The sequence below is a fragment of the Kitasatospora sp. NPDC051914 genome (assembly GCF_040680995.1).
Lineage (GTDB): Bacteria > Actinomycetota > Actinomycetes > Streptomycetales > Streptomycetaceae > Kitasatospora.
Map to the genome: position 1 here is coordinate 87,125 of NZ_JBFAXX010000011.1, position 20,562 is coordinate 107,686.

The window sequence follows — 20,562 nt, forward strand, 5'->3', positions numbered from 1 at the left end:
CGGGGCAGTGCGCGGGCCGGTCCCGGGCTCGGCGGGTGATCGCCGGACCGCCCCCAGGGTATCGGTCGGCGCCCTGGCCGCCGCTGCGCCGACACCCCGGGCGTCCTGCGGTGCCGCACGGCCCGGCCGTCGGCTCGGGCGTAACGGTTCAGCCGGCCTTGGCAAGGCTCTCGGCGAGGTACTGCACGGCGACCCGGACGAGCCGCAGGCGCTCCCGCTCGTGGGTGTAGTCCTGGACGATGTCGGAGACCTTGACCTCCGCGCGGGCGGCCGGGCCCTTGCCGCCGTGCAGGGCGGCCTGGAGTCCGCGGGCGGCGCCGACCCCCGCACCGTCCGCCTTGGCGGCGGCCAGCAGCAGGCGGGCGGACGCATCGACCGGGGCCTCTGCGCCGGTCTCGGCGAGTGCGGCGGTGTCGTAGCGGCCGGAGACGGCGGCCGCGGCACCGTACAGGTCGGGCCGGGCGAGGCCGGCCGCGGCGGCGCACGGCGCACCGGACTCGATGCCGAGCACACCCCAGCCACCGGGCCCGGCGGGCAGGGTACGGAAGGCGCCGTTGACAACGGAGCGCAGGGCGTTGTCGTCGGCGACGGCCTGCGGGGCGGCGGCCACGAGGTCGCAGGGGTGCTCGGTGCCGCTCGGGGCCTCGGGGGCCACCACGACGAACGGGCGGGCGCGGCCGAGCTTCACGGCGGAGGCGACGCCGTCGAAGACGTCGGGCAGTTCGGCGTCGGCGGTCTTCCGGGGGGTGCCGGAGTGCAGGACGATCACGGGGAAGCGGGTCTGCTGGTCGGTGCGGTACTGGGAGGGCAGCCAGACCCGTACCGTGCGGGGCCGGCCGTCCGGTCCGGCGACCTGGGCCTCCATCAGGTCGCCCTCGGCGGGGTGCCCGATCGGGGTGAAGGCGGTGACCACCGGCGGCAGTGGCTGGGCGGAGGCGGAGGACGGCGGCTCGGACACCGCTGCAGCCGGGGCGGCGGCGACCGGGGCCCGGGCCGGCGAGGGGGCGGCCTCCGCGCGGACGGCCTGCGGCCGGCCCCACCCGCCGGGGACGCGGCCCGGCACCACGGCGACGGCCAGCGCGGCGGTGCACGCCAGGCAGACCACGGCCCCGGCGGCCCGCAGCAGCAGCGGCCGTTGCTCGACGGGGAGCCCGTACGTCCGGGCCGCGCGCACGTCGCGCCAGCGGACGAGTGCGGAGCGGCCGAGCCGGAGTGCGGCCACGGCGGCCGCAAGCAGGGGTACGACGAGGAGCGAACGGGGCATGGGCGCACCACCTCGGGAGGAGTACGGTCGCCGGACCACGGCTTCGGGCCGACCGTCCACAGGGTGCACAACGGGCCGTCCGGGGTGCCGGGAGCCGGGCGGGCGCCGTCCGACGTTCACTCGAACGAGCGAGGTGACGCGCCGTCACCCGGCAGCCGTACAGGCCGTCCCGTGGCGGGAGGTGCCGCCACGCGCCCCTGACGGCGCCCGGCTGCCCCGAGTGGCTCAGCCCGCGCGGAGGGCGAGGGTCATGGCCTCAACGGCGAGCAACGGGTCGACGTTGCGGTCCAGGGCCCTGCGGCAGGCGAGGACGGCCTCGATCCGGCGGAGCGTGGACTCGGCGGGCCCGGCGGCGGCGACCCGGTCGAGGGCCTGGCGCTGGTCCTCGTTGGCGAGCCTGCCGGTGGAGCCGAACTGCAGGGCGAGGACGTCCCGGTAGAAGCCGAGCAGGTCGAGCAGGGCGACGTTCAGGGTCTCGCGGCGCGTCCTGGTGGCGCGGCTCTTCTGCCGCTTCTCCAACTCCTTGACCGCTCCGGCCATGCCGCGCGGGGCCCGGCTGCCCTCGGCGGCGCCGTACGCGGCCTTCAGGTCCTCGGTCTCCTTGGCGTCCCGGGTCTCGGCGAGGGCCTCGGCGTCGGCCTTCGCGGTGTCGACCAGCCGCTGGGCGGCGGCCAGGCAGCCGCCGACGTCGGCGACCTCCAGCGGGATGCGCAGCACCTCGGCGCGGCGGGCCCGGGCCTGCTCGTCGACGGCGAGCCTGCGGGCGCGGTCGATGTCGCCCTGGCCGGCGAGGGCGGCGAAGCGGGCCGGGCCGGGTTCGACGCCGTCCCGGCGGACCAGCATGTCGGCGACCGCCTCGGCGGTGGGGGTGCGCAGCACGAGCAGCCGGCAGCGCGAGCGGATGGTCGGCAGCACGTCCTGGACGGAGGGTGCGCACAGCAGCCAGACGGTGCGCGGCGACGGCTCCTCGACGCCCTTGAGGAGGGCGTTGGCGGCGGCCTCGGTGAGCCGGTGCGCGGCGTCGACGAGGATCACCGACCAGCGGCCGCCGGTCGGGTAGCTGGCGGCGCGCAGCACCAGGTCGCGCATGTCGCCGACGCCGATGGACAGGCCGTCGGTGCGAACGTACTTCACGTCGGCGTGGCTGCCGGAGAGCACGGTGTGGCAGCCCTCGCAGAAGCCGCAGCCGGGTGTGCCGCCGAGTTCGAGGTCGGGGCTGGTGCACTGGAGGGCGGCGGCGAAGGCACGGGCCGCGGTGGTCTGGCCGGCGCCGGGCGGGCCGGTGAACAGCCAGGCGTGCGTCATCAGCGAGGCGTTGGCGCCGGGCTCGGCCGCCGCAGTGCCGCCGGCCCGTCCGGCCGCGACGGTGGCCCGCGCCGCGCGGGCGGCCGCGGACAGCTGCTCGACCACCCGATCCTGGCCGACCAGATCGTCCCACACGCTCACGCCGCACTCCCTGCCGTGGCCACCGTCCGCCCCACCGCCTGCCCGCCGGGGTCCGCTTCGAGCCTAACGCCCGTTGCCGACACCGCGGCCGGCCACCGGTTCGCGGACCGCCCCGGCCTCCGGCGCACGCGCCGTGCCGGCGGCCCCGGTGCGTACCCCGGAGCCCGAGCCGGGGCCGGAGCACTGGGCGGGCAGCGGCACCCCGCGGACCTTGGCGAAGGAGGCCCGGAGCCGCGGCTTGAGCCAGCGGGCGGCGGGCCGTTCCACGTAGCGGTGCACCAGCCAGGAGGCGCCGGTCATCACGGCGAGCAGGGCGCCGACCAGCAGCCAGGGGTCCACCCGCGCGCCGAGGGTGCTGATCACCTCCCAGCCGATGTACTCGTGCAGCAGGTACAGCGGGTAGGTGACCGCGCCGGCGGTGGCGAGCCAGCGCCAGTCCACCGCGCGGAACCAGTCGAGGGCGACGCCGGCCATCAGCAGGTAGAACACCGCGAGCAGCGCCACGACGCCCCACTCGGGCACCGGGTAACCGGCCTGCGCCGCGACGAACCGGTAGGTGGGCAGGACGGCCCGGCAGCCCGCGAGGAAGGTGAAGCCGACCAGCAGCCAGAGCAGCAGGTCCGGGCCGAACCGCCGGATCAGGTAGAAGGCCAGACCGCCGATGAAGAACCAGCAGTACTCGGGCATGGCCAGCACCTGCAGCAGCTGCTCCCCCGGCGCGGCCATGGCGAGCACCCCGGCCGCCGACCACAGCAGGCAGAAGGCGAGCACCCGACGGTAGGTGAGGCCCAGCGCCACCACCACCGCGAAGATCAGGTAGAACCGGCCCTCGACCCAGAGGCTCCAGTACACGCCGTCGACGTACGGCGCACCGAACGGGTACTCCATCATCGTCAGGTTGGTCAGCACGTCCCGCATCGCCCGCGGGTGCGTGCCGCCGGGCACGGCGGCGACCACGGCCGTGGTGAGCAGCACCCCGAACCAGTACGCGGGGAACAGCCGTACCACCCGCGAGCTCAGGAAGTCGCCGACCGACCGGCCCCAGCAGCTGAGGCAGATCACGAAGCCGCTGATCAGGAAGAACAGCTGCACCCCCATCCAGCCGTACGCGGCGGGCCGGTACAGGACGGGGAACAGCTCGGCACGCGGTCGGCCCCAGTCGGAGCCGAACGCCACGTAGTGGTAGACGACGACCAGCAGCACGGCGACGAAGCGCAGCCCGTCCAGGACCAGCAGCCGGCCGCCACCCGGTATCGGGGCCGCTCCCGGAGCGGCGGCCTCGTTGGCGGCGGCGGACGGGACGGCAGCGGCGACGGTCACGGGAACGGGCTTTCCTCGGGGCTGCATACGGCGGAAGGGGCACCGCAGTCTTTCAGACCGCGGCGCCCCTTCGTGGCGCCAGCTCCCGCTGCACCGACTGCCGGACCGTCAGGACAAGGATCGTTCGACGTCGAACGGATCCGGCCCGGGACGGACTGCCCGGCGGGTCGGTCCGGCGGGTCGGTCCGGCGGGTCGGTCCGGCGGGTCAGTCCCGGCGGCGGCGCCGGCCCCAGCGGGGGCCACGGTCCGGGCCTTCGTCTGCGCCGCCCTCGTCCTCCTCGGTCTCCCAGCGCGCCCACTCGTCGCGGGAGCCCAGCAGGCTGTCGGTCAGGCTCGGCAGGTCGTCCAGCGGAGTCTCCTCCGCCCAGGACGGCCGCGGGCGGTCGACCGGGGTCAGCTCGCGGGTCGTCTCGGCGGACGGCTCCTCCCGCCAGAGGCCCGGCGGCACACGGTCGGCCCCGGACGGTTCCTCGGCCCCGGGCAGCACCGCGGTCTCGTCGGCCAGCGGCGGCTTGGTGAAGTCAGTCGGCTCCGCCTTGGGCAGCACCGCCGTCTCGTCCGCCTTGGGCAGCACGGCGGTGTCGTCCGCCTTCGGCAGCACGGCGGTCTCGTCGCCGAGCGGCCGCTTGGTGAACTCGGCGGGCTCGGCCTTCGGGAGCACGGCGGTCTCGTCCGCCAGCGGCGGCTTGCTGAAGTCGGCCGGCTCGGCCTTCGGCAGCACCGCCGTCTCGTCCGCCGCAGGAACGGTGGGCAGGACGGCCGTCGAGTCGGCGTCCCCGGCCTCGCGCACCGCGTCCCGGCGCTCCCGCTCGGAGATCTCCTTGGTGGTCTCCCCGTCGGTCGCCGGCGCGACCTGCGGCAGCTCCGCGGTCGCCGCGGCCGCGGAAGCGGTGGCGGCCGCGGCGGCCTCCGCCTCGGCCTGCAGCCGGGCCTCCTCGGCGCGCTGCAGGGCCTCCTCGGCGCGGCGGCGCTGCTCGGCGCGCTGCAGTTCGCGCTGGCGCTGGATCTCGGCCTGGGCCGCGGCCTCCGCCTCCCGGCGCTCGCGCTCGGCGGCCTCGGCCTTCAGCCGGGCCTCCTCCGCGGCACGGGCCTTGGCCTCCTGCTCGGCACGCTCCTTCGCGTCCGCCTCGGCCCGGAGCCGGGCCTCCTCGGCGGCCTTGCGGGCCTCCTCGGCGGCGATCCGCTCGGCCTCCAGCTTGGCGAGGCGCTCCTTCTCGGCCTGCTCGGCGCGCAGTTCCTCCAGCAGGGCCTGGCGCTTGCGCTCGGCCTCCTCGGCCTCGGCCTTGAGCCGGGCCTCCTCGGCGGCGCGGCGCTCGGCGGCCTCCCGGGCGAGCCGCTCCTGCTCGGCGCGGGCGGCCTTCTCCTGCTCGGAGAGCGGCAGCTCGCGGTCGAGCCGGTGGCGGATCGCGGTGGTCACCTGGGCGGGCTGCTGGGCGGCGTCGACGACCAGGTAGCGGGCCGGGTCGGCGGCGGCGAGGGCCAGGAAGCCGGACCGGACCCGGGCGTGGAACTCGGTCGGCTCGGACTCCAGCCGGTCCAGGGCCTCGGTGAAGCGCTCCCGGGCGGCGGCCGGGTCGACGTCCAGCACCACGGTGAGGTCGGGCAGGAGGCCGCCGGTCGCCCAGCGCGAGATCCGGGCGATCTCGGTCGCGGCCAGGTCGCGGCCGGCGCCCTGGTAGGCGATGGAGGAGTCCATGTAGCGGTCGGTGATCACCACGGCGCCGCGGGCCAGCGCGGGCCGGATGACGTTCTCGACGTGCTCGGCGCGGTCGGCGGCGTAGATCAGCGCCTCGGCGCGGTGGGACAGGCCGGTGTTGCCGACGTCCAGCACCAGGCCGCGGAGCCGCTGGCCGACCGGGCTGCCGCCGGGCTCGCGGGTGAGCACCACCTCGTGGCCCTTGGCGCGGATCCACTCGGCCAGCGCCTGGGCCTGGGTGGACTTGCCGGCGCCGTCGCCGCCCTCCAGGGCGATGAAGAAGCCGGTGCCTGCGACGCGGTGCGGGGCGGGCTCGGCGCCGCCGCGCAGCGCCCTCACGAAGTCCTTGCTGAACGGCGTCACACCGCGGCGGTCGTCGGTGCGCAGCAGGACGACCGCGGCCAGCACCAGGGTGAGCAGGCCGGCCGTGGACACGGCGAGTGCGGCGCCGTCGTGGATGAAGGTGAAGCTGCCGGGCTCGACCCGGCCCAGGGTGACCTCGCCGTAGGCGGCGGCGATCAGCGGGACGGCGATCAGCGCGCTGCCGACCACGGCCCGCAGCACCGCGTACAGGTGCTCGGTGACCTTGGGCAGCCGGGTCTCCTCGACCTCCTGCGCGAGCAGGGCGCGGCCGACCGAGACGGTGAGCCCGGCGGCGACGCCGGCCAGCACGGTCAGCAGCAGCACGAGGACGAAGTCCAGCACCAGGCCGGCGAGGATCAGCGCGACGCCCTGGACGAGCAGGGCGAGCGCGAGGAGCCGGCGGCGGGAGAGGGCGGGGAGAGTGGCCCGGGTGAGCCGGACGCCGGCGGCCGGGGCGAGGGTCGCGGCGAGGACGACCAGGCCGTAGCCGATCGGCCCGGCCCGGTGCTCCAGCGCGGTCAGCAGACCGAGCGAGGCGACACCGGCCATGGAGGCGTAGGCGGCGGCGACGGCGAAGGTGAAGTACGGGGCGGAGCCGGTGCGGCCCTTGCTGAGCGCCTTGCCGGGGGTCGCGTCGACCGGCGCGCGCAGGCCCTGCAGCGGGGAGTGCGGGGCGGCGGCGGGGACGACGGGCAGTTCCTGGAGGAAGACCAGGACGGCGGAGGCGGCGAACAGCAGCGCGGCGCCGACCGCGGCGCAGGTCACCTGATGGGCCCTCAGCCAGTCCGAGCCGAGCGCGGCGATGACGTTGTTGAGCAGGGTGAGGACGACCAGCGCGGTGGCCGCGAGCGGCACGGTGCCCCAGCCGGTGCGGTCGTCCAGGGTGCGGACGGCGTCCAGCGAGGCCTGGGAGGGCTTCTGCCGGTCGGCCGGCGCGTACGGGTCGGCGGAGGGCAGCAGGCCGGGGACGGCTGCAGCCTTGGCGATCGCCCAGACGCGTTCGGCGGCGCCGGTCGCGAAGACGGTGCCGAGCAGCACCCAGGTCGCGGCACCGGGCGTCCAGGTCGTCCACCAGGGGGCGATGCCGATCAGCAGGGCGCGGAGCACGTCGGAGCCGAACAGGGCCCAGCGGCGGTCCAGCTTCTCGCCGACCAGGGTGTGCACCGGGCCGAGCAGGGCCGCCCCGAACAGCACGGTGGCGAGCATCCGGGCGGTGAAGACCGCGGCGACGGCGAGCGCCCACGCCCGGTACCCGTCGCCGAACTGGCCGCCGAGCACCGCGCCGACCACCGTCAGCGGGACGAGGACCAGCAGGGCCAGGCGGTCCGCGGTGCCGCCGACCAGCTGGGCGGTCCACAGCCTGCGGTAGGGGCGGAGCCTGAGCAGGGCCCGGACCCGTTCACCGGGTGTCCCGGCCGGCGAGACCGCGGGGCGGTCGGGCGGGGCGGTGCTGGAACCGGTGGTCTGCTCCTCACTCGTCATACGGTCAGCGTAGCGGTCGGGCGCTAGGGCCCAACGGGGAGAAGGGGTTCCGGAAGGCGGTCATGACACGGTTGTGACGCATGTGACGCGCCGACGGGCCCGCACCCGGTGGGTGCGGGCCCGTCGGCGCGTCCGGCTCAGCCCTCTTCGGGCGTCGGCGCGGCGGCCTTCTCGGCGACCGTCTTCTTCGCGGTCGTCTTCTTCGCCGCGGTGGTCCTGGCCGCGGCCGTCTTCGAGGCGGTGGCCTTGGCGACGGTCTTCTTGGCGGTGGTCTTCTTCGCCACCGTCTTCTTGGCCGTCGTCTTCTTCGCGGGCGCCTTCTTGGCCGCCTTCTTCACCGGGCCGCGGGCGCGCTTCTCGGCGAGCAGCTCGTAGCCGCGCTCCGGCGTGATCGTCTCGACCTCGTCGTCCTTGCGGAGCGTCGCATTGGTCTCGCCGTCGGTGACGTACGGGCCGAAGCGGCCGTCCTTGACGACCACCGGGCGCTCGCTGACCGGGTCGGTGCCGAGCTCCTTGAGCGGGGCGGCGGCGGCCGCGCGCCCGCGCTGCTTGGGCTGGGCGTAGATGGCCAGCGCCTCGTCGAGCGTGATGGTGAGCAGCTGGTCCTCGCTGGTCAGCGACCGGGAGTCGGTGCCCCGCTTGAGGTACGGGCCGTAGCGGCCGTTCTGCGCGGTGATCTCGTTGCCGTCGGGGTCGGTGCCGACCACCCGGGGCAGCGAGAGCAGGAGCAGCGCGTCCTCGAGGGTGACGGTGTCCAGCGACATCGCCTTGAAGAGCGAGGCGGTGCGCGGCTTGACCGCGTTCTTGCCGGTCTTCGGGGTGCCCTCGGGCAGTACCTCGGTGACGTACGGGCCGTAGCGCCCGTCCTTGGCGACCAGCGGGTGGCCGCTCTCCGGGTCGGTGCCGAGCACCCGCTCGCCGCTGGGCTTGGCCAGCAGTTCCTCGGCGAGCTCGACGGTGAGCTCGTCCGGCGGCAGGTCGTCGGGGACGTCGGCGCGCTGGCCCTGCTCGCCCTCGACGGCGGCGGCCTTCTCGACGTACGGGCCGTAGCGGCCGACCCGCAGGGTGATCTCCTCGCTCAGCGGGAAGGAGCTGATCTCCCGGGCGTCGATCGCACCGAGGTCGGTGACGAGCTCCTTGAGGCCGCCGAGGTGGTCGCCGTCGCCGTTGCCGGCCTCCGCGGCGCTGCCGGCGGCCGCACCCTCGCCCTCGCCGAAGTAGAAGCGCTTCAGCCACGGCACGGACTCGGCCTGGCCGGCCGCGATGCGGTCGAGGTCGTCCTCCATCTTGGCGGTGAAGTCGTAGTCGACGAGCCGGCCGAAGTGCTTCTCCAGCAGGTTCACCACGGCGAAGGAGAGGAAGGACGGGACGAGTGCCGTGCCCTTCTTGAAGACGTACTTGCGGTTGATGATCGTGTCGATGATCGAGGCGTAGGTGGAGGGGCGGCCGATCTCGCGGTCCTCCAGCTCCTTGACCAGCGAGGCCTCGGTGTAGCGCGCCGGGGGCTTGGTCGCGTGGCCCTCCGGGTTGAGCCGGTCGGCGGCCAGCGGGTCGCCCTCGGCGACGCGCGGCAGCCGGCGCTCGCGGTCGTCGAGCTCGGCGTTGGGGTCGTCGGCGCCCTCCACGTAGGCCTTGAGGAAGCCGTGGAAGGTGATGATCTTGCCGGAGGCGGAGAACTCGGCGTCCCGGCCGTCGGCGGAGCGGCCGCCGACCCGGACGGTCACCGACTGGCCGACCGCGTCCTTCATCTGGGAGGCGACGGTGCGCATCCAGATCAGCTCGTACAGCCGGAAGTCGTCGCCCGACAGGCCGGTCTCGGCGGGGGTGCGGAAGCGGTCGCCGGAGGGGCGGATGGCCTCGTGCGCCTCCTGCGCGTTCTTCACCTTGCTCGCGTAGACGCGCGGCGCGTCCGGCAGGTAGTCGGCGCCGTACAGCTGGGTGACCTGGGCGCGGGCGGCGGCGACCGCGGTCTCCGACAGCGTCGTCGAGTCGGTGCGCATGTAGGTGATGAAGCCGTTCTCGTACAGCTTCTGCGCGACCTGCATCGTCCGCTTGGCACCGAAGCCCAGCTTGCGGCTGGCCTCCTGCTGGAGGGTGGTGGTGCGGAACGGCGCGTACGGTGAGCGGCGGTAGGGCTTGGACTCGACGCTGCGGACGGAGAAGGCGCTCTGCTCCAGGGCGGCGGCCAGCGCGCGGGCGGCCTGCTCGTCGAGGTGCAGCGTGTTGGCCGCCAGGGCGGCGTCGCGCAGCCGCCCGTCGGGGCCGAAGTCGCGGCCGGTGGCGATGCGCCTGCCGTCGACCGAGACCAGCCGGGCGCCGAAGCTCTCCGGGTTCGCGGCGTCGGCCGCGGTACGGCCGGTGGAGAAGGTGCCCACCAGGTCCCAGTAGGAGGCGGAGCGGAACGCCATCCGCTCGCGCTCGCGCTCGACGATCAGCCGGGTGGCGACGGACTGCACGCGGCCCGCCGACAGCTTCGGCATGACCTTCTTCCACAGCACCGGGGAGACCTCGTAGCCGTAGAGGCGGTCGAGGATGCGGCGGGTCTCCTGGGCGTCCACCAGGCGCTGGTTGAGGTCGCGCGGATTGCGCACCGCCTCCTGGATGGCGTCCTTGGTGATCTCGTGGAAGACCATGCGGTGCACCGGCACCTTGGGCTTCAGCACCTGCTGCAGGTGCCAGGCGATCGCCTCGCCCTCGCGGTCCTCATCGGTGGCGAGGTAGAGCTCGTCGGACTCCGCGAGCAGCGACTTGAGCTTGGTCACCTGCGACTTCTTGTCGGGGTTGACCACGTAGATGGGGGCGAAGTCGTGGTCGACGTCGACACCGAGCCGGCGGACCTCGCCGGTGTAGCGGTCCGGTACCTCGGCTGCCGTGCCGGGCAGGTCCCGGATGTGCCCGACGCTGGCCTCGACGATGTAGCCGGGGCCCAGGTAGCCCTTGATCGTCTTCGCCTTGGCCGGCGACTCGACAATGACGAGTCGCTTGCCGTGCGCGGTCTCGCTGCTCGGGGACACCTTCGCTCTTCTCTCCCGGTCGTTACGTTCTGCTGGCGGCGCGGGCGGCGGGGGAGGCGCTCCGCCCGTCCTTACCGCCGTCCTGGGCTGTCGCTGCGCGACGACCCCACCAGCGGAGTGTGACCGTACCCTGGCCACCCTTGTCAAACGGACGGTTCCCGCTTTTTCACCGGCAAGGCCGACCGACGCCACTCGAACGGTAACCCGACGGGAGGTCCGCGCGCCCCGCGGAGGGGGTGGCCGGCCCGCGGCGAGGCCGGATCAGGACGGATCTCGGCCGGTACTCACGCGCCCGGACCTGCTGTGGGCGAAGGACCGCGCAGCGATGCGGCCGAGCCCGGCGGCAGGGCGAGGAAGCCGGTGGACGAGCTGCGGTGGCAGCGGTCAGGAGCGGAGGCGGCCGACGTCGGTGCACACGGTCGGCGGCCGGAGCGGTCAGTGCGCCAGCAGGGAGGCGAACAGGCTCAGCCCGCCGGCCAGCGCCCCGGTGCCGAGCAGCGCCCAGAACACGTCGCTCGCCAGCGTCGGCAGCACCTCGCTGCCGGCCAGGACCACCCGGCTGGGCCGCCGGGCGTCGTACATGACCTGCACCAGCGCGCCCGGCACCATGCGGGAGGGCCGGCGCAGCGGGGTGCTCCCGCGCGGCCGCGCCAGCACCGTCTCGCCCGCCCGCACCGGCCGTGCCCGGCCGGCCTCGGCCGCGCCGCGCACCGCGACGACCTCCACCGAGGGCAGCGCCGTGTACGAGAGGAGGGGTGCGCTGTCGAGTTCGCCGTAGGTGTCGCCGTAGGGCTCGCCGTACGGGTCGCCGTCGGCGACGACGCGGGCCGTCGCCGGTATGCCGTGGCGGCGCAGATGGTGGCGAAGGCGCAACTCTGCGGCGCACCAGAGCAGCAGTGCGCTGCCGAAGAGCGTCAGAACCGTCCCTGCCGCGACCGCCGTCGGCGTCTCCACCGTCCCCGCCCTCCCTTGGCGACTGGCCCCCGGCCCGCCGCGCGCGCCCCTGCACGCGCTCCGTCCACAGGCCTGTGGACGGAGCGTGGCAGTCTGCGGACAACCCCGGACTGACGTTCGACGTACGGAGGGAGACGTCCCGGGGACGGACAGGTGAACGACGGCCCGCCGGCCGTCTGCGCCGGCGCCCGGAAGCCGCACGGACTGTCACGGCGCCGCCCCTCCAGTAACGAGTCCGCGCGCGCTGTCACAGCCCCGCTACGGGAGGCCTCGCACCCCTCCGGAAGCGGGTACACCGGTACCAGCAGCACACCAGGCGCAGCCGCCCCGCGGACCAGGACCGCGGGCCGTACGGCGCCGACACCACACCGGCCGGAGCCCGTCGGCCGCACTCGGGGGGAGAACCGCCATGTCCGCACGCCGTCTCATCGCCACCGCAGCCCTGCTCGGCGCCGCCACGCTGGCGCTCACCGCCTGCGACCCGGAGGCCTCCGCCGGTGCGGACACCGCGGCACCGGCCGCGAGCAGCAGCCCGTCCGGCGCGGCCGCCACCGGCACCACGGCGAGCCGGAGCGCCACCCCGACGGCCAAGCCGTCCGCCTCCCGCAGCACCACCGCCAAGCCGGGCGGCAAGGGCACCCCGGCCGCCGACTGCACGACGGCCGCCCAGCGGCCCGGCCACAAGGTCGTCAACGTCACGGCCGCCACCGCGAGCAAGGTCACCGCCACGGCGACCCGCTTCGTCTGCGGGCCCGAGGTCGAGAACGACGGCTACTACGAGGCCACCGGCGCCGCCACCTCCCACACCTTCGCCCCCGGCGCGACCGCCGAACTCTTCGCCATGAGCAGCACCATGGCCCCCAAGGCCGTCGGCCTGGCGGAGTTCGCCGCCCACGCCGAGGACTGCGCCCACCACCGCGAGGTCCCCGAGCCCTACGGGTGCTTCGGCGGCAACTACGACATCACGGTGGACTCGGCCGGCCGCATCACCAAGATCAGCGAGCTGTTCCACCCGTGACCCGGCCCGGCCCGGCGTCGGCCCGTGTGAGGGCCTGCCGGGCCGGCTGCGGCTGCGGCTGCGGCTGCGGCTGCGGCTGCGGGGCATGGTGGGCGGTCAGGGAGCCACTGGCGCAACGAAGCCCTGCTCGGTCAGCAGGCGCAGCGACTCCGGCACCCGGTCCCGCAACACCACCCGTTCCTCCCCGAGCAGGTGCGCGATGGCGTCGACGATGTCGCCCGCAGCCAGACTGCCGTCGCAGGCGCCGACGAAGCCCGCACCGACGGTGTCGACCTTCGTCGCCCGCCGCATGCCGCGGTTGTGACGCAGGATCACGTGCTCCGGGTCCTCCGCCCCCGGGGCACCGACCTGCTCCTGAACCACCTCGTCGGCGAGCACGTAGCGGGCCGCCAGCAGCGCCGCGTCGTCGTGCGCGCGCAGGAAGTCCTGCCGGGCGAACCACTCCTCGATGTGCGGGCCGAGCGGCTGCTCCACCGGGTGCGGCCACTCCTCGATCCGCACGGTCGGCTCCGCCGCGCCGCCCGCCCGCAGGGTGATCCAGCCGAAGCCGATGCCCTCGACGCCCGCGGTCTCGAAGGCGTCCAGCCACTCCCCGTAGCGGGCGCGGTAGTCGGCGCCCCGGCCGAGGTGGTCGCCACCGTCGCGCAGCCACAGCTCGGCGTACTCGGCGATGTCCTGGACCTGGCGCTGGACGACCCATGCGTCCAGGCCGGTGCCCGCCACCCAGCCGGCCAGCCGCTCGTGCCAGTCCTCGCCCTTGACGTGCTGCCAGTTCGCGAGGAGCTGACAGTAGCCGCCCGGCTCCAGCCGGGCCGCCGCACCCCGGACGATGCTCCGGCACAGGTCGTCGCCGGCCATCCCGCCGTCCCGGTAGACGAACCGGCTGCCCGGCGAGATGACGAACGGCGGGTTGGAGACGATCAGGTCGAACCTGCGCTCCCCCACCGGCTCGAACAGGCTGCCCTCGACCGTCTCGGTGTTGTCGAAACCGGAGAGCGCCAGGGTGAGCCGGGCGAAGTCCAGGGCCCGGGGGTTGAGGTCGGTGGCGGTCACGTGCTGGGCGTGCCGTGCGGCGTGCAGCGCCTGCACGCCCGAGCCGGTGCCGAGGTCCAGGGCCGAGCGCACCGGACGGCGGACCGCCAGGTTGGCCAGCGTGGTCGATGCGCCGCCGACACCGAGCACCAGGTCGCGGCGCGGCACACCGCCGGACTCGCCCCCGGCGCCGATGCCGCCGGCGCCGCCGACCGCGCAGCCGAGGTCGGAGACCACCCAGGCGTCCGCACTGGGCAGCCCGGCGACCTCGTTGGCGTACGGCCGCACGTCGACCGTCGCCCGCACCTCGTCGCCGTCCTGGGCGAGCCAGCCGTCGGCGAGGCAGTCGTCGACCGGCAGGGCGGCAGCGGCGGCCGCCCGGGTGACCGGCTGCTGGAGCAGGAAGAGCCGCACCAGGGTCTCCAGCGGGCTGCCGCCCCGGGTCGCCCGCAGGGCGGGCACCGTCTCGCTGCGCGCGAGGGCGGCGTAGGCGGTGGGACCGAGCAGGTCGAGGCAGCCGTCCGCGGTGTACTGGGCGGCGAGCAGCGCCTCGCGGAACCGGGCGAGGCGGGCGGGATCGGGGGTAGGGCTGTTGGTCACCCCGCCATTGTCGCGCGGCCGCACCCCGCGACGGTCGCGACCGCGGCGGAGCGGCCCCGCGCGCCGACCGCCTCGCGGGCGGTTCGACCGGGCGGTGCGCCGCTCATTTCGCGGAGGCGCCCGGGTCGAGGAGGCGCCCGGTTCGAGGGGGTGCTCAGTCGGTGGAGGTTCTCAGTTCGCGGAGGCGCTCGGCGAGGCCGCTTCGGACCCGCTCGCCGACACGTCCGCGGACGGCGACTTCGCCGCACCCGACGCACCCGCCGAGGGCGATCCGGAGGCGGCCCCGGACGGCGCGGACGACTTCGTGCCGGGCTGGGCCGTACCCGGCTGGCCGGAGCCGGTCTGGCCCGCACCCGCCGACGGAGCGTCGGTCGGCTCGGGAGCCGGGGCGGCGTTCGCCTTGCACCCCGGCTGGCGCTTGATCGCGTCACCGGCCTCACCGGTCTGCAGGCGGTTGAGCCCCTGGGTGGAGAGCTGGGCGAGCTGCTGGACCTGGTCGCCGACGCTGCGCAGCCCGTCCGCGAACCTCGCCTGATCGGTGGTGGCCAAGCCGTCCAGCTTCTTCTGCGCGTCGACGTAGCCCTGGGACGCCTTGCGGAGCTCGTTCACCGCATCCGTGCGGGCCGCCTCGCCGTTGTCGGACTTGGGCGCACCGGCCTTGTCAACGGCGTCCGCCAGCCCCTGGTTGGCCTTGGCGAGGGCGGCCAGGTCGGCCGAGAGCCGCTTCTGGAGGTCCAGCGGCGCCTCCCCCGGGGTCACCTTCGCTATGTCGGCGAGCGCACTGCGCGACTGGGCGATCGGGCTCTGGGCGGCGTCGCAGACGCCCTTCGCCCAGCCGTCGAGCTGCTTCGTGTTGTCGTCGCTGCACGCGACGGCGCCGAACGCGAGCAGCGCGCCGAGCGCGGGGACGGTCAGCAGTCGCTTGTTCACCGGGTGCCTTTCGGTCGCGGACGTCGATCTGCGAACCTACACGGCCGCCCGCTCCGGCCGCAGACACGGACCGGAGCGGAGCCCTGCTCCCCGCCCTGCGGCCGACGGCGCTACGCCCGCTCGACCCGGACCGCGTCCCCGTCGCGGACGGACCTCAGCACGGCCGGGTCGCCGTCCAGCGCACCCAGGAGATTGCACGGACTCGCCAGCCGGCACTCGCCGTCACGGGAGATCGGTGTCGGGCCGAACGGCAGCGCCAGGCTGCCCCCGTCGGTCCAGAAGGCCACCGTGCCGGGCTCGACGACCTGGGCCGCGTCGGGCTCGCGCGGCACGCTCAGGCCGGCGTCGAAGTAGACCTCGTCGCCCCAGGTCCGGGCGGTGGAGCCGATCGGCAGTGCGGCCCAGAGCTTCTCGGCGGTGGGCGTCGCCCGGAGTTCGGCCGTCGCCTGCCCGGCCGGCCAGAGGATGCGTATCCGCATGGGGGTGTCACTCGTCCCGTCGTTCTCGAACCGAACCGGTCGCGCCGGGAGCAGGAAACCGCCACCTTCAACAGTTTGTCAACGCCGGTGCCGGTGGCGGGCAGGCGTCGGGGCACGCCGAAGCGGCCGCGTCGGCCCCATGGCCATGGCAGGGAACGTCGGCAACGGGCCGAAGGCAACAGGCTGAAAGAGTGCGCCGGGAACGCCTACAGCAGTAGCGCCGCAGGGGGCGGGACGAGCGGGACGATCAGACCGCGACGGGTGCGGTGGAGACCGGCCAGCTCATGCGGATCAGACCGCCCTCGCCGCCGTTGCTCACCTCGACGTCCTCCACGAGGCCGGTGATCACGGCCAGGCCGAGGGCGTCCTCGCCCGGGTCGGCGCTGTCGTCGGCCGCAGAGGAAGAGGTGCCGTTGTCGCCGGCCTCGTCCGCGACCTCGATGAGGAAACGCTTCTCCTGCTCGATCAGCGCGACCCGGATCGCCCCGTGGGCGTCCCCGCGCTGGTGCAGGCCGACGGCGCGGGAGCAGGCCTCGCCGACGGCGAGGCGGACCTCGTCGAGCACCGACTCGTCGACCCCGGCCCGTCTGGCCACGGCGGCGGCGACCAGCCGGGCCGTGCGCACGTGCTCGGGAAGCGCGCTGAATCGAAGTTCGACGGTTGCCATTCCTCCCCCTCCGGGGTTGCTCCCTGGTCGGCCGGGGCCACTTCACGCGCCCCGGCGCGGCGCCCGTGACGGACGCCGCCGGACCGGCGGGGCCGCGGCACGGCCCCGCCGGTGCGGGAAAGACGGTCAGTCGGTGGAGGCGACTGCGTCGTCCACCGAGTTGTGGATCGGGAAGACCTTGGTCAGACCGGTGATCCGGAAGATCTTCAGAATGCGCTCCTGGTTGCAGACCAGGCGGAGCGAGCCCTCGTGTGCACGGACCCGCTTGAGCCCGCCCACCAGCACGCCGAGTCCGGTGGAGTCGAGGAAGTCCACGCCCTCCATGTCGACGACGAGGTGGTAGTTGCCGTCGTTGACGAGCTCGACAAGCTGCTCACGCAGCTTGGGGGCGGTGTACACATCGATCTCGCCGCCGACTTCGACGACCGTGCGATCGCCGACCGTACGGGTCGACAGGGACAGGTCCACGGAACCTCCAGCACCTTGCCTTGCTACGTCATTGCGATCCTCGGCCGGGCGGCCGCCACCGCGTGGTCGCAGGCCGGGCGAGGCATGCCGCTCCTGACCAGCTCGGCGTGCGTCCCTCGGCCGTGCGGCCGTCACGGCCTCATTGAACCACCTGTGACCATGCCCGCACGATGGCTTGCGGCGATTCTCCGTCACGCCGGTGACACACTGGGTCTTCATGCCGCCCCGTCACACCTCGCCCGAGGCTCTGCTCAAGACCCTGTCCACCAACCGGGGCCGGTCGGACCGCCTCACCCATACGGAGCATCTTCCCTCCCGTCCCGCACGCCACTCCTCCTGGCCGGAAGGAATCCGTCCGGAAATCCGGGAGGCCGCGCGCGGGCTCGGCGTGGCCGAACCCTGGGCCCACCAGGCCGAGGCGATGGAGTTGGCGAAGGCGGGGCGGACCGTGGTGATCGCCACCGGCACCGCCTCGGGCAAGTCCCTCGGGTACCTGGCCCCGGTGCTGAGCGACCTGCTCGACGGCACCGAGGCCCGCAACGGCCGCGGCACCACCGCCCTGTACCTCGCCCCGACCAAGGCGCTGGCGGCCGACCAGCGGCGGCGGGCCGCCGAACTCGTCCCGCCACGGGTCCGCGTGGCCATGTACGACGGCGACACCCCGCCCGAGGAACGCGAGTGGGTCCGCCAGTACGCGTCCTACGTGCTCACCAACCCGGACATGCTCCACCGCGGCATCCTGCCGGGGCACGCGCGCTGGTCCTCCTTCCTCAAGGCGCTGCGGTACGTGGTCGTCGACGAGTGCCACAGCTACCGCGGAGTGTTCGGCTCGCACGTCGCCCAGGTGCTGCGGCGGCTGCGGCGACTCTGCGCGCGGTACGGGGCGCAGCCGACCTTCCTGCTCGCCTCGGCCACCACCGCGGAGCCCGGCGTGACCGCGGAACGGCTGACCGGCCTGCCGGCGGTCGCCGTCACCGAGGACGCCTCGCCGCGCGGGCCGCTGGTCTTCGCGCTCTGGGAGCCGCCGCTCACCGAGTACGTCGGCGAGCAGGGGGCGCCCGTCCGCCGGACGGCGACCGCCGAGACCGGCTACCTGCTCACCGACCTGGTCGAGTCCGGGACGCGCACGGTCGCCTTCGTCCGGTCCCGACGGGCGGCCGAGCTGGTCGCCCTGCAGGCGCAGGCCCTGCTGGGCAAGCCGCTGGCCGGGCGGGTCGCGGCCTACCGCGGCGGGTACCTGGCCGAGGAGCGCCGGGAGCTGGAGCGCGACCTGCACTCCGGCCGGCTGCTCGGCCTCGCCTCCACCTCGGCCCTGGAGCTCGGTGTCGACGTCTCCGGGCTGGACGCCGTCCTCATGGCCGGCTACCCGGGCACGCGCGCCTCGCTCTGGCAGCAGGCGGGCCGGGCCGGGCGGGAGGCACAGGGCGCGCTCGCCGTCCTGATCGCCCGGGACGACCCGCTGGACACCTATCTGGTGCACCACCCCGAGGCGCTCTTCGCCAACCCGGTCGAGGCAACCGTGCTCGACCCCGACAACCCGCACGTCCTGGCACCGCACCTGTGCGCCGCGGCGGCGGAACTCCCGATCACCGAGTCCGACACGGAGCTCTTCGGGCCGTCCACGCCGCAGCTGCTGGCGATCCTCGAACGCCGAGGCCTGCTGCGCCGACGCGGCGACGGCTCCTGGTACTGGACGCGCCGGGAGCGGGCCGCCGACCGGGTCGACCTCCGCGGCAGCGGGGGCAACCCCGTCCAGATCGTGGAGGCCTCCACGGGGCGGCTGCTGGGGACGGTGGACGCGGCCGCCGCCCACACCACCGTGCACACGGGCGCCGTCCACCTGCACCAGGGCCGCACCTACCTGGTGCAGGACCTCGACCTGGAGACCTCGGTCGCCCTGGTCGAGGCGGCCGACCCGCCCTACACCACGGCTGCCCGCGACATCACCTCCGTCTCCGTGCTCTCGACGGACACCTCGCAGGAGTGGGGCGAGGCCCGGCTGAGCTTCGGCTCGGTCGAGGTGGTCAACCAGGTGGTCGGCTTCCTGCGCAAGCGCATCTCCACGGGCGAGGTGCTCGGTGAGACCAAGCTCGACCTGCCGCCGCGGACGCTGCGCACCCGTGCCGTGTGGTGGTCGGTGACGGAGGACCAGCTGTTCGACGCGGAGATCCCGTTCGACCGGTTGCCCGGTGCCGCGCACGCCGCGGAGCATGCCTCGATCGGCCTGCTGCCGCTGTTCGCGACCTGCGACCGGTGGGACATCGGCGGCGTATCGGTGCCGCTGCACCCCGACACCGGCCTGCCCACCGTCTTCGTGTACGACGGCCACCCGGGCGGTGCGGGCTTCGCGGAACGGGGCTTCCGCCGGGCCGTGCAGTGGCTCACCGCCACCCGGGATGCCATCGCCGCCTGCGAGTGCGAGCGCGGCTGCCCCTCGTGCGTGCAGTCCCCCAAGTGCGGCAACGGCAACGACCCGTTGGACAAGGCGGCCGCCGTCCGGCTGTTGGACGTGCTGCTCGCCGGGGCTCCGGTGGACGGCACTCCGGCCGACGGTGGACTGGTCGGCGGTGGACTGGTCGGCGGCGCTCCGCCCGAGGCGGCTGCCGAGGCCCAGGCCGAGGACGGGCGGCACCGGGCGTCGCCGGAGTAGGGGCGGCCCTGCCGGGCGGTCCGCCGCGCCGCCGCCCGTCCGTGCGGCCAGGTCGTCCGCCCTGCCCGGGTCCGGGACCGAGTCCTGACCCGAGTTCCCGCCCGAGTCATCGCCCTCTGCCCAGACCGGGCCGGCGCGGGCCCTGGCGCGCGCCGGGCCGACCGGCAGCGGAAGGTGACCTGTCGCCACTTCGACGACCACCTCGACGGCGTCCTCGTCCGGTCGGGGCGTACAGGCGACCAATGCTGCGTGGTTCTCCCCCGCAATCAGCCCCGCCCGGCCGCAGCCGCCGTCGGCGTCGATCAGCAGGCGTTCCGCTGCGACGAGGGCTGCGAGATCGGCGGCGGACTCGGCGCGGTGCCGCGCAGCCACGGCGGCGCCCACCGCGACGGCGGCCGCGAAGACCGCACAGCCCAGCATGCCGAGCGAGAGCAGCCACACGGTGGCCGATCCGCTGTCCCTCCCGACAACCGTTCCCGTGGCTGCCGTGGTCGATCTCCTCGCCTCCGCCGCGCGGCGGAGGCGGTGGCGGCGCATCCACCGGCTCACGAGGGCCACGGCGCCCCGCTCTCCTCAAGACCGGCCACGTCCTCGCGGGCGGCCACTGCAGAGGCTCTCAGGCGAACAGCCACCGCTGCTCCAAGCTTGCCGGGGGCAGGGAGTGGTACCTCGACCGTGACCCGGACCGTCTCGGTGCCCTGTGCCACCTCGACGCGGGCTCCCGGCGGTGCAGCCGCACGGGCCAAGGCTTCGGCGTCGGTGTCGCCGCGGGCCGCCGCACGGGCGCCCACCCGTGCGGCGTCCACACAGCGGACCTCGCCGGCCGTGGCGAGGACGGCCCAGACAAGCATCGCCGCGAGCACCACCATGGCCGGCAGCGCCACCGCCGTTTCCGCGGTGGCCATGCCCGCGTCCGGCGGGCGGGCAGTGCGGCGGCGTCGCTCAGACCGCATGGAGAGCCCGATCGAGGATTTCGCCGAGCGCCCCGGAGACCGCCCCGCTGGTGACCACGCGGTAGAGGATCGCCGCAAACGCGCAGGCGGCGACCGTACCGATCGCGTACTCGGCCGTCGTCATGCCGGCGTCCGGCGGCCCGACGGCGGCCCTGCGCACCCGGTCGGCGAGCTCTCGGGCGAGGCGTCGGCGCACGGCGGCAAGACGGCGCAACCCGAACGTTC

General features: G+C 74.9%; 15 protein-coding genes and 1 pseudogene. 2 read left to right on the forward strand and 14 right to left on the reverse strand.

Annotated features, from left to right (window positions below; all coding sequences use genetic code 11):
- Positions 1-148 precede the first annotated feature (148 nt).
- From AB0M03_RS10085 to AB0M03_RS10110, 6 genes are all read right to left on the reverse strand, one after another.
- Positions 149-1,264 (reverse strand): alpha/beta hydrolase-fold protein, encoded by a 1,116-nt coding sequence (locus tag AB0M03_RS10085; RefSeq protein ID WP_363490454.1) that lies wholly within the window; start codon positions 1,262-1,264, stop codon positions 149-151.
- 225 nt (positions 1,265-1,489) lie between these two features.
- Positions 1,490-2,710: a DNA polymerase III subunit delta' gene (locus AB0M03_RS10090; RefSeq protein WP_363490456.1), complete on the reverse strand. Its 1,221-nt coding sequence runs from the start codon at positions 2,708-2,710 to the stop codon at positions 1,490-1,492.
- 63 nt (positions 2,711-2,773) lie between these two features.
- Positions 2,774-4,030 (reverse strand): acyltransferase, encoded by a 1,257-nt coding sequence (locus tag AB0M03_RS10095; RefSeq protein ID WP_363490458.1) that lies wholly within the window; start codon positions 4,028-4,030, stop codon positions 2,774-2,776.
- A gap of 206 nt (positions 4,031-4,236) precedes the next feature.
- Positions 4,237-7,572, reverse strand: coding sequence for a dTMP kinase (gene tmk, locus AB0M03_RS10100; protein ID WP_363490460.1), 3,336 nt, complete (start codon positions 7,570-7,572; stop codon positions 4,237-4,239).
- 137 nt (positions 7,573-7,709) lie between these two features.
- The gene (topA, locus tag AB0M03_RS10105; RefSeq protein WP_363490462.1) at positions 7,710-10,586 is read right to left on the reverse strand and encodes a type I DNA topoisomerase; all 2,877 of its coding nucleotides are present in this window, start codon (positions 10,584-10,586) and stop codon (positions 7,710-7,712) included.
- A 435-nt stretch (positions 10,587-11,021) separates the two neighbouring features.
- Positions 11,022-11,540 (reverse strand): DUF3592 domain-containing protein, encoded by a 519-nt coding sequence (locus AB0M03_RS10110; protein ID WP_363490464.1) that lies wholly within the window; start codon positions 11,538-11,540, stop codon positions 11,022-11,024.
- A gap of 409 nt (positions 11,541-11,949) precedes the next feature.
- On the opposite strand from AB0M03_RS10110, the gene AB0M03_RS10115 reads away from it, so the two are divergent.
- A complete protein-coding gene (locus tag AB0M03_RS10115; RefSeq protein ID WP_363490466.1) occupies positions 11,950-12,558 on the forward strand; it encodes a hypothetical protein in 609 nt (202 codons plus the stop codon).
- Positions 12,559-12,654: 96 nt separating this feature from the next.
- Here AB0M03_RS10115 and AB0M03_RS10120 read toward each other — a convergent pair whose 3' ends face one another.
- From AB0M03_RS10120 to bldG, 5 genes are all read right to left on the reverse strand, one after another.
- The gene (locus AB0M03_RS10120; protein WP_363490468.1) at positions 12,655-14,190 is read right to left on the reverse strand and encodes a methyltransferase; all 1,536 of its coding nucleotides are present in this window, start codon (positions 14,188-14,190) and stop codon (positions 12,655-12,657) included.
- A 171-nt stretch (positions 14,191-14,361) separates the two neighbouring features.
- On the reverse strand, positions 14,362-15,120 hold the full coding sequence (locus tag AB0M03_RS10125; RefSeq protein WP_363490470.1) for a hypothetical protein: 759 nt from the start codon (positions 15,118-15,120) through the stop codon (positions 14,362-14,364).
- Between the two features lie 110 nt (positions 15,121-15,230).
- A complete protein-coding gene (locus AB0M03_RS10130) occupies positions 15,231-15,599 on the reverse strand; it encodes a cyclophilin-like fold protein (RefSeq protein WP_363490472.1) in 369 nt (122 codons plus the stop codon).
- A gap of 247 nt (positions 15,600-15,846) precedes the next feature.
- Complete coding sequence (locus AB0M03_RS10135; protein WP_363490474.1) at positions 15,847-16,266, reverse strand: ATP-binding protein; 420 nt, start codon at positions 16,264-16,266, stop codon at positions 15,847-15,849.
- Between the two features lie 126 nt (positions 16,267-16,392).
- The gene (bldG, locus tag AB0M03_RS10140) at positions 16,393-16,734 is read right to left on the reverse strand and encodes an anti-sigma factor antagonist BldG (protein ID WP_030272780.1); all 342 of its coding nucleotides are present in this window, start codon (positions 16,732-16,734) and stop codon (positions 16,393-16,395) included.
- A 217-nt stretch (positions 16,735-16,951) separates the two neighbouring features.
- Between bldG and AB0M03_RS10145 the strand changes: the two genes are divergently transcribed.
- Complete coding sequence (locus AB0M03_RS10145; protein ID WP_363490476.1) at positions 16,952-19,384, forward strand: DEAD/DEAH box helicase; 2,433 nt, start codon at positions 16,952-16,954, stop codon at positions 19,382-19,384.
- Positions 19,385-19,522: 138 nt separating this feature from the next.
- Here AB0M03_RS10145 and AB0M03_RS10150 read toward each other — a convergent pair.
- The 3 genes and pseudogenes from AB0M03_RS10150 to AB0M03_RS10160 all read right to left on the reverse strand — a co-directional run.
- A pseudogene (locus AB0M03_RS10150) lies at positions 19,523-19,921 on the reverse strand (Rv3654c family TadE-like protein); the annotation flags it as partial.
- Between the two features lie 8 nt (positions 19,922-19,929).
- Complete coding sequence (locus AB0M03_RS10155; protein WP_363490478.1) at positions 19,930-20,289, reverse strand: TadE family type IV pilus minor pilin; 360 nt, start codon at positions 20,287-20,289, stop codon at positions 19,930-19,932.
- A gap of 37 nt (positions 20,290-20,326) precedes the next feature.
- A complete protein-coding gene (locus AB0M03_RS10160; RefSeq protein WP_363490558.1) occupies positions 20,327-20,497 on the reverse strand; it encodes a DUF4244 domain-containing protein in 171 nt (56 codons plus the stop codon).
- Between the last annotated feature and the right edge of the window lie 65 nt (positions 20,498-20,562).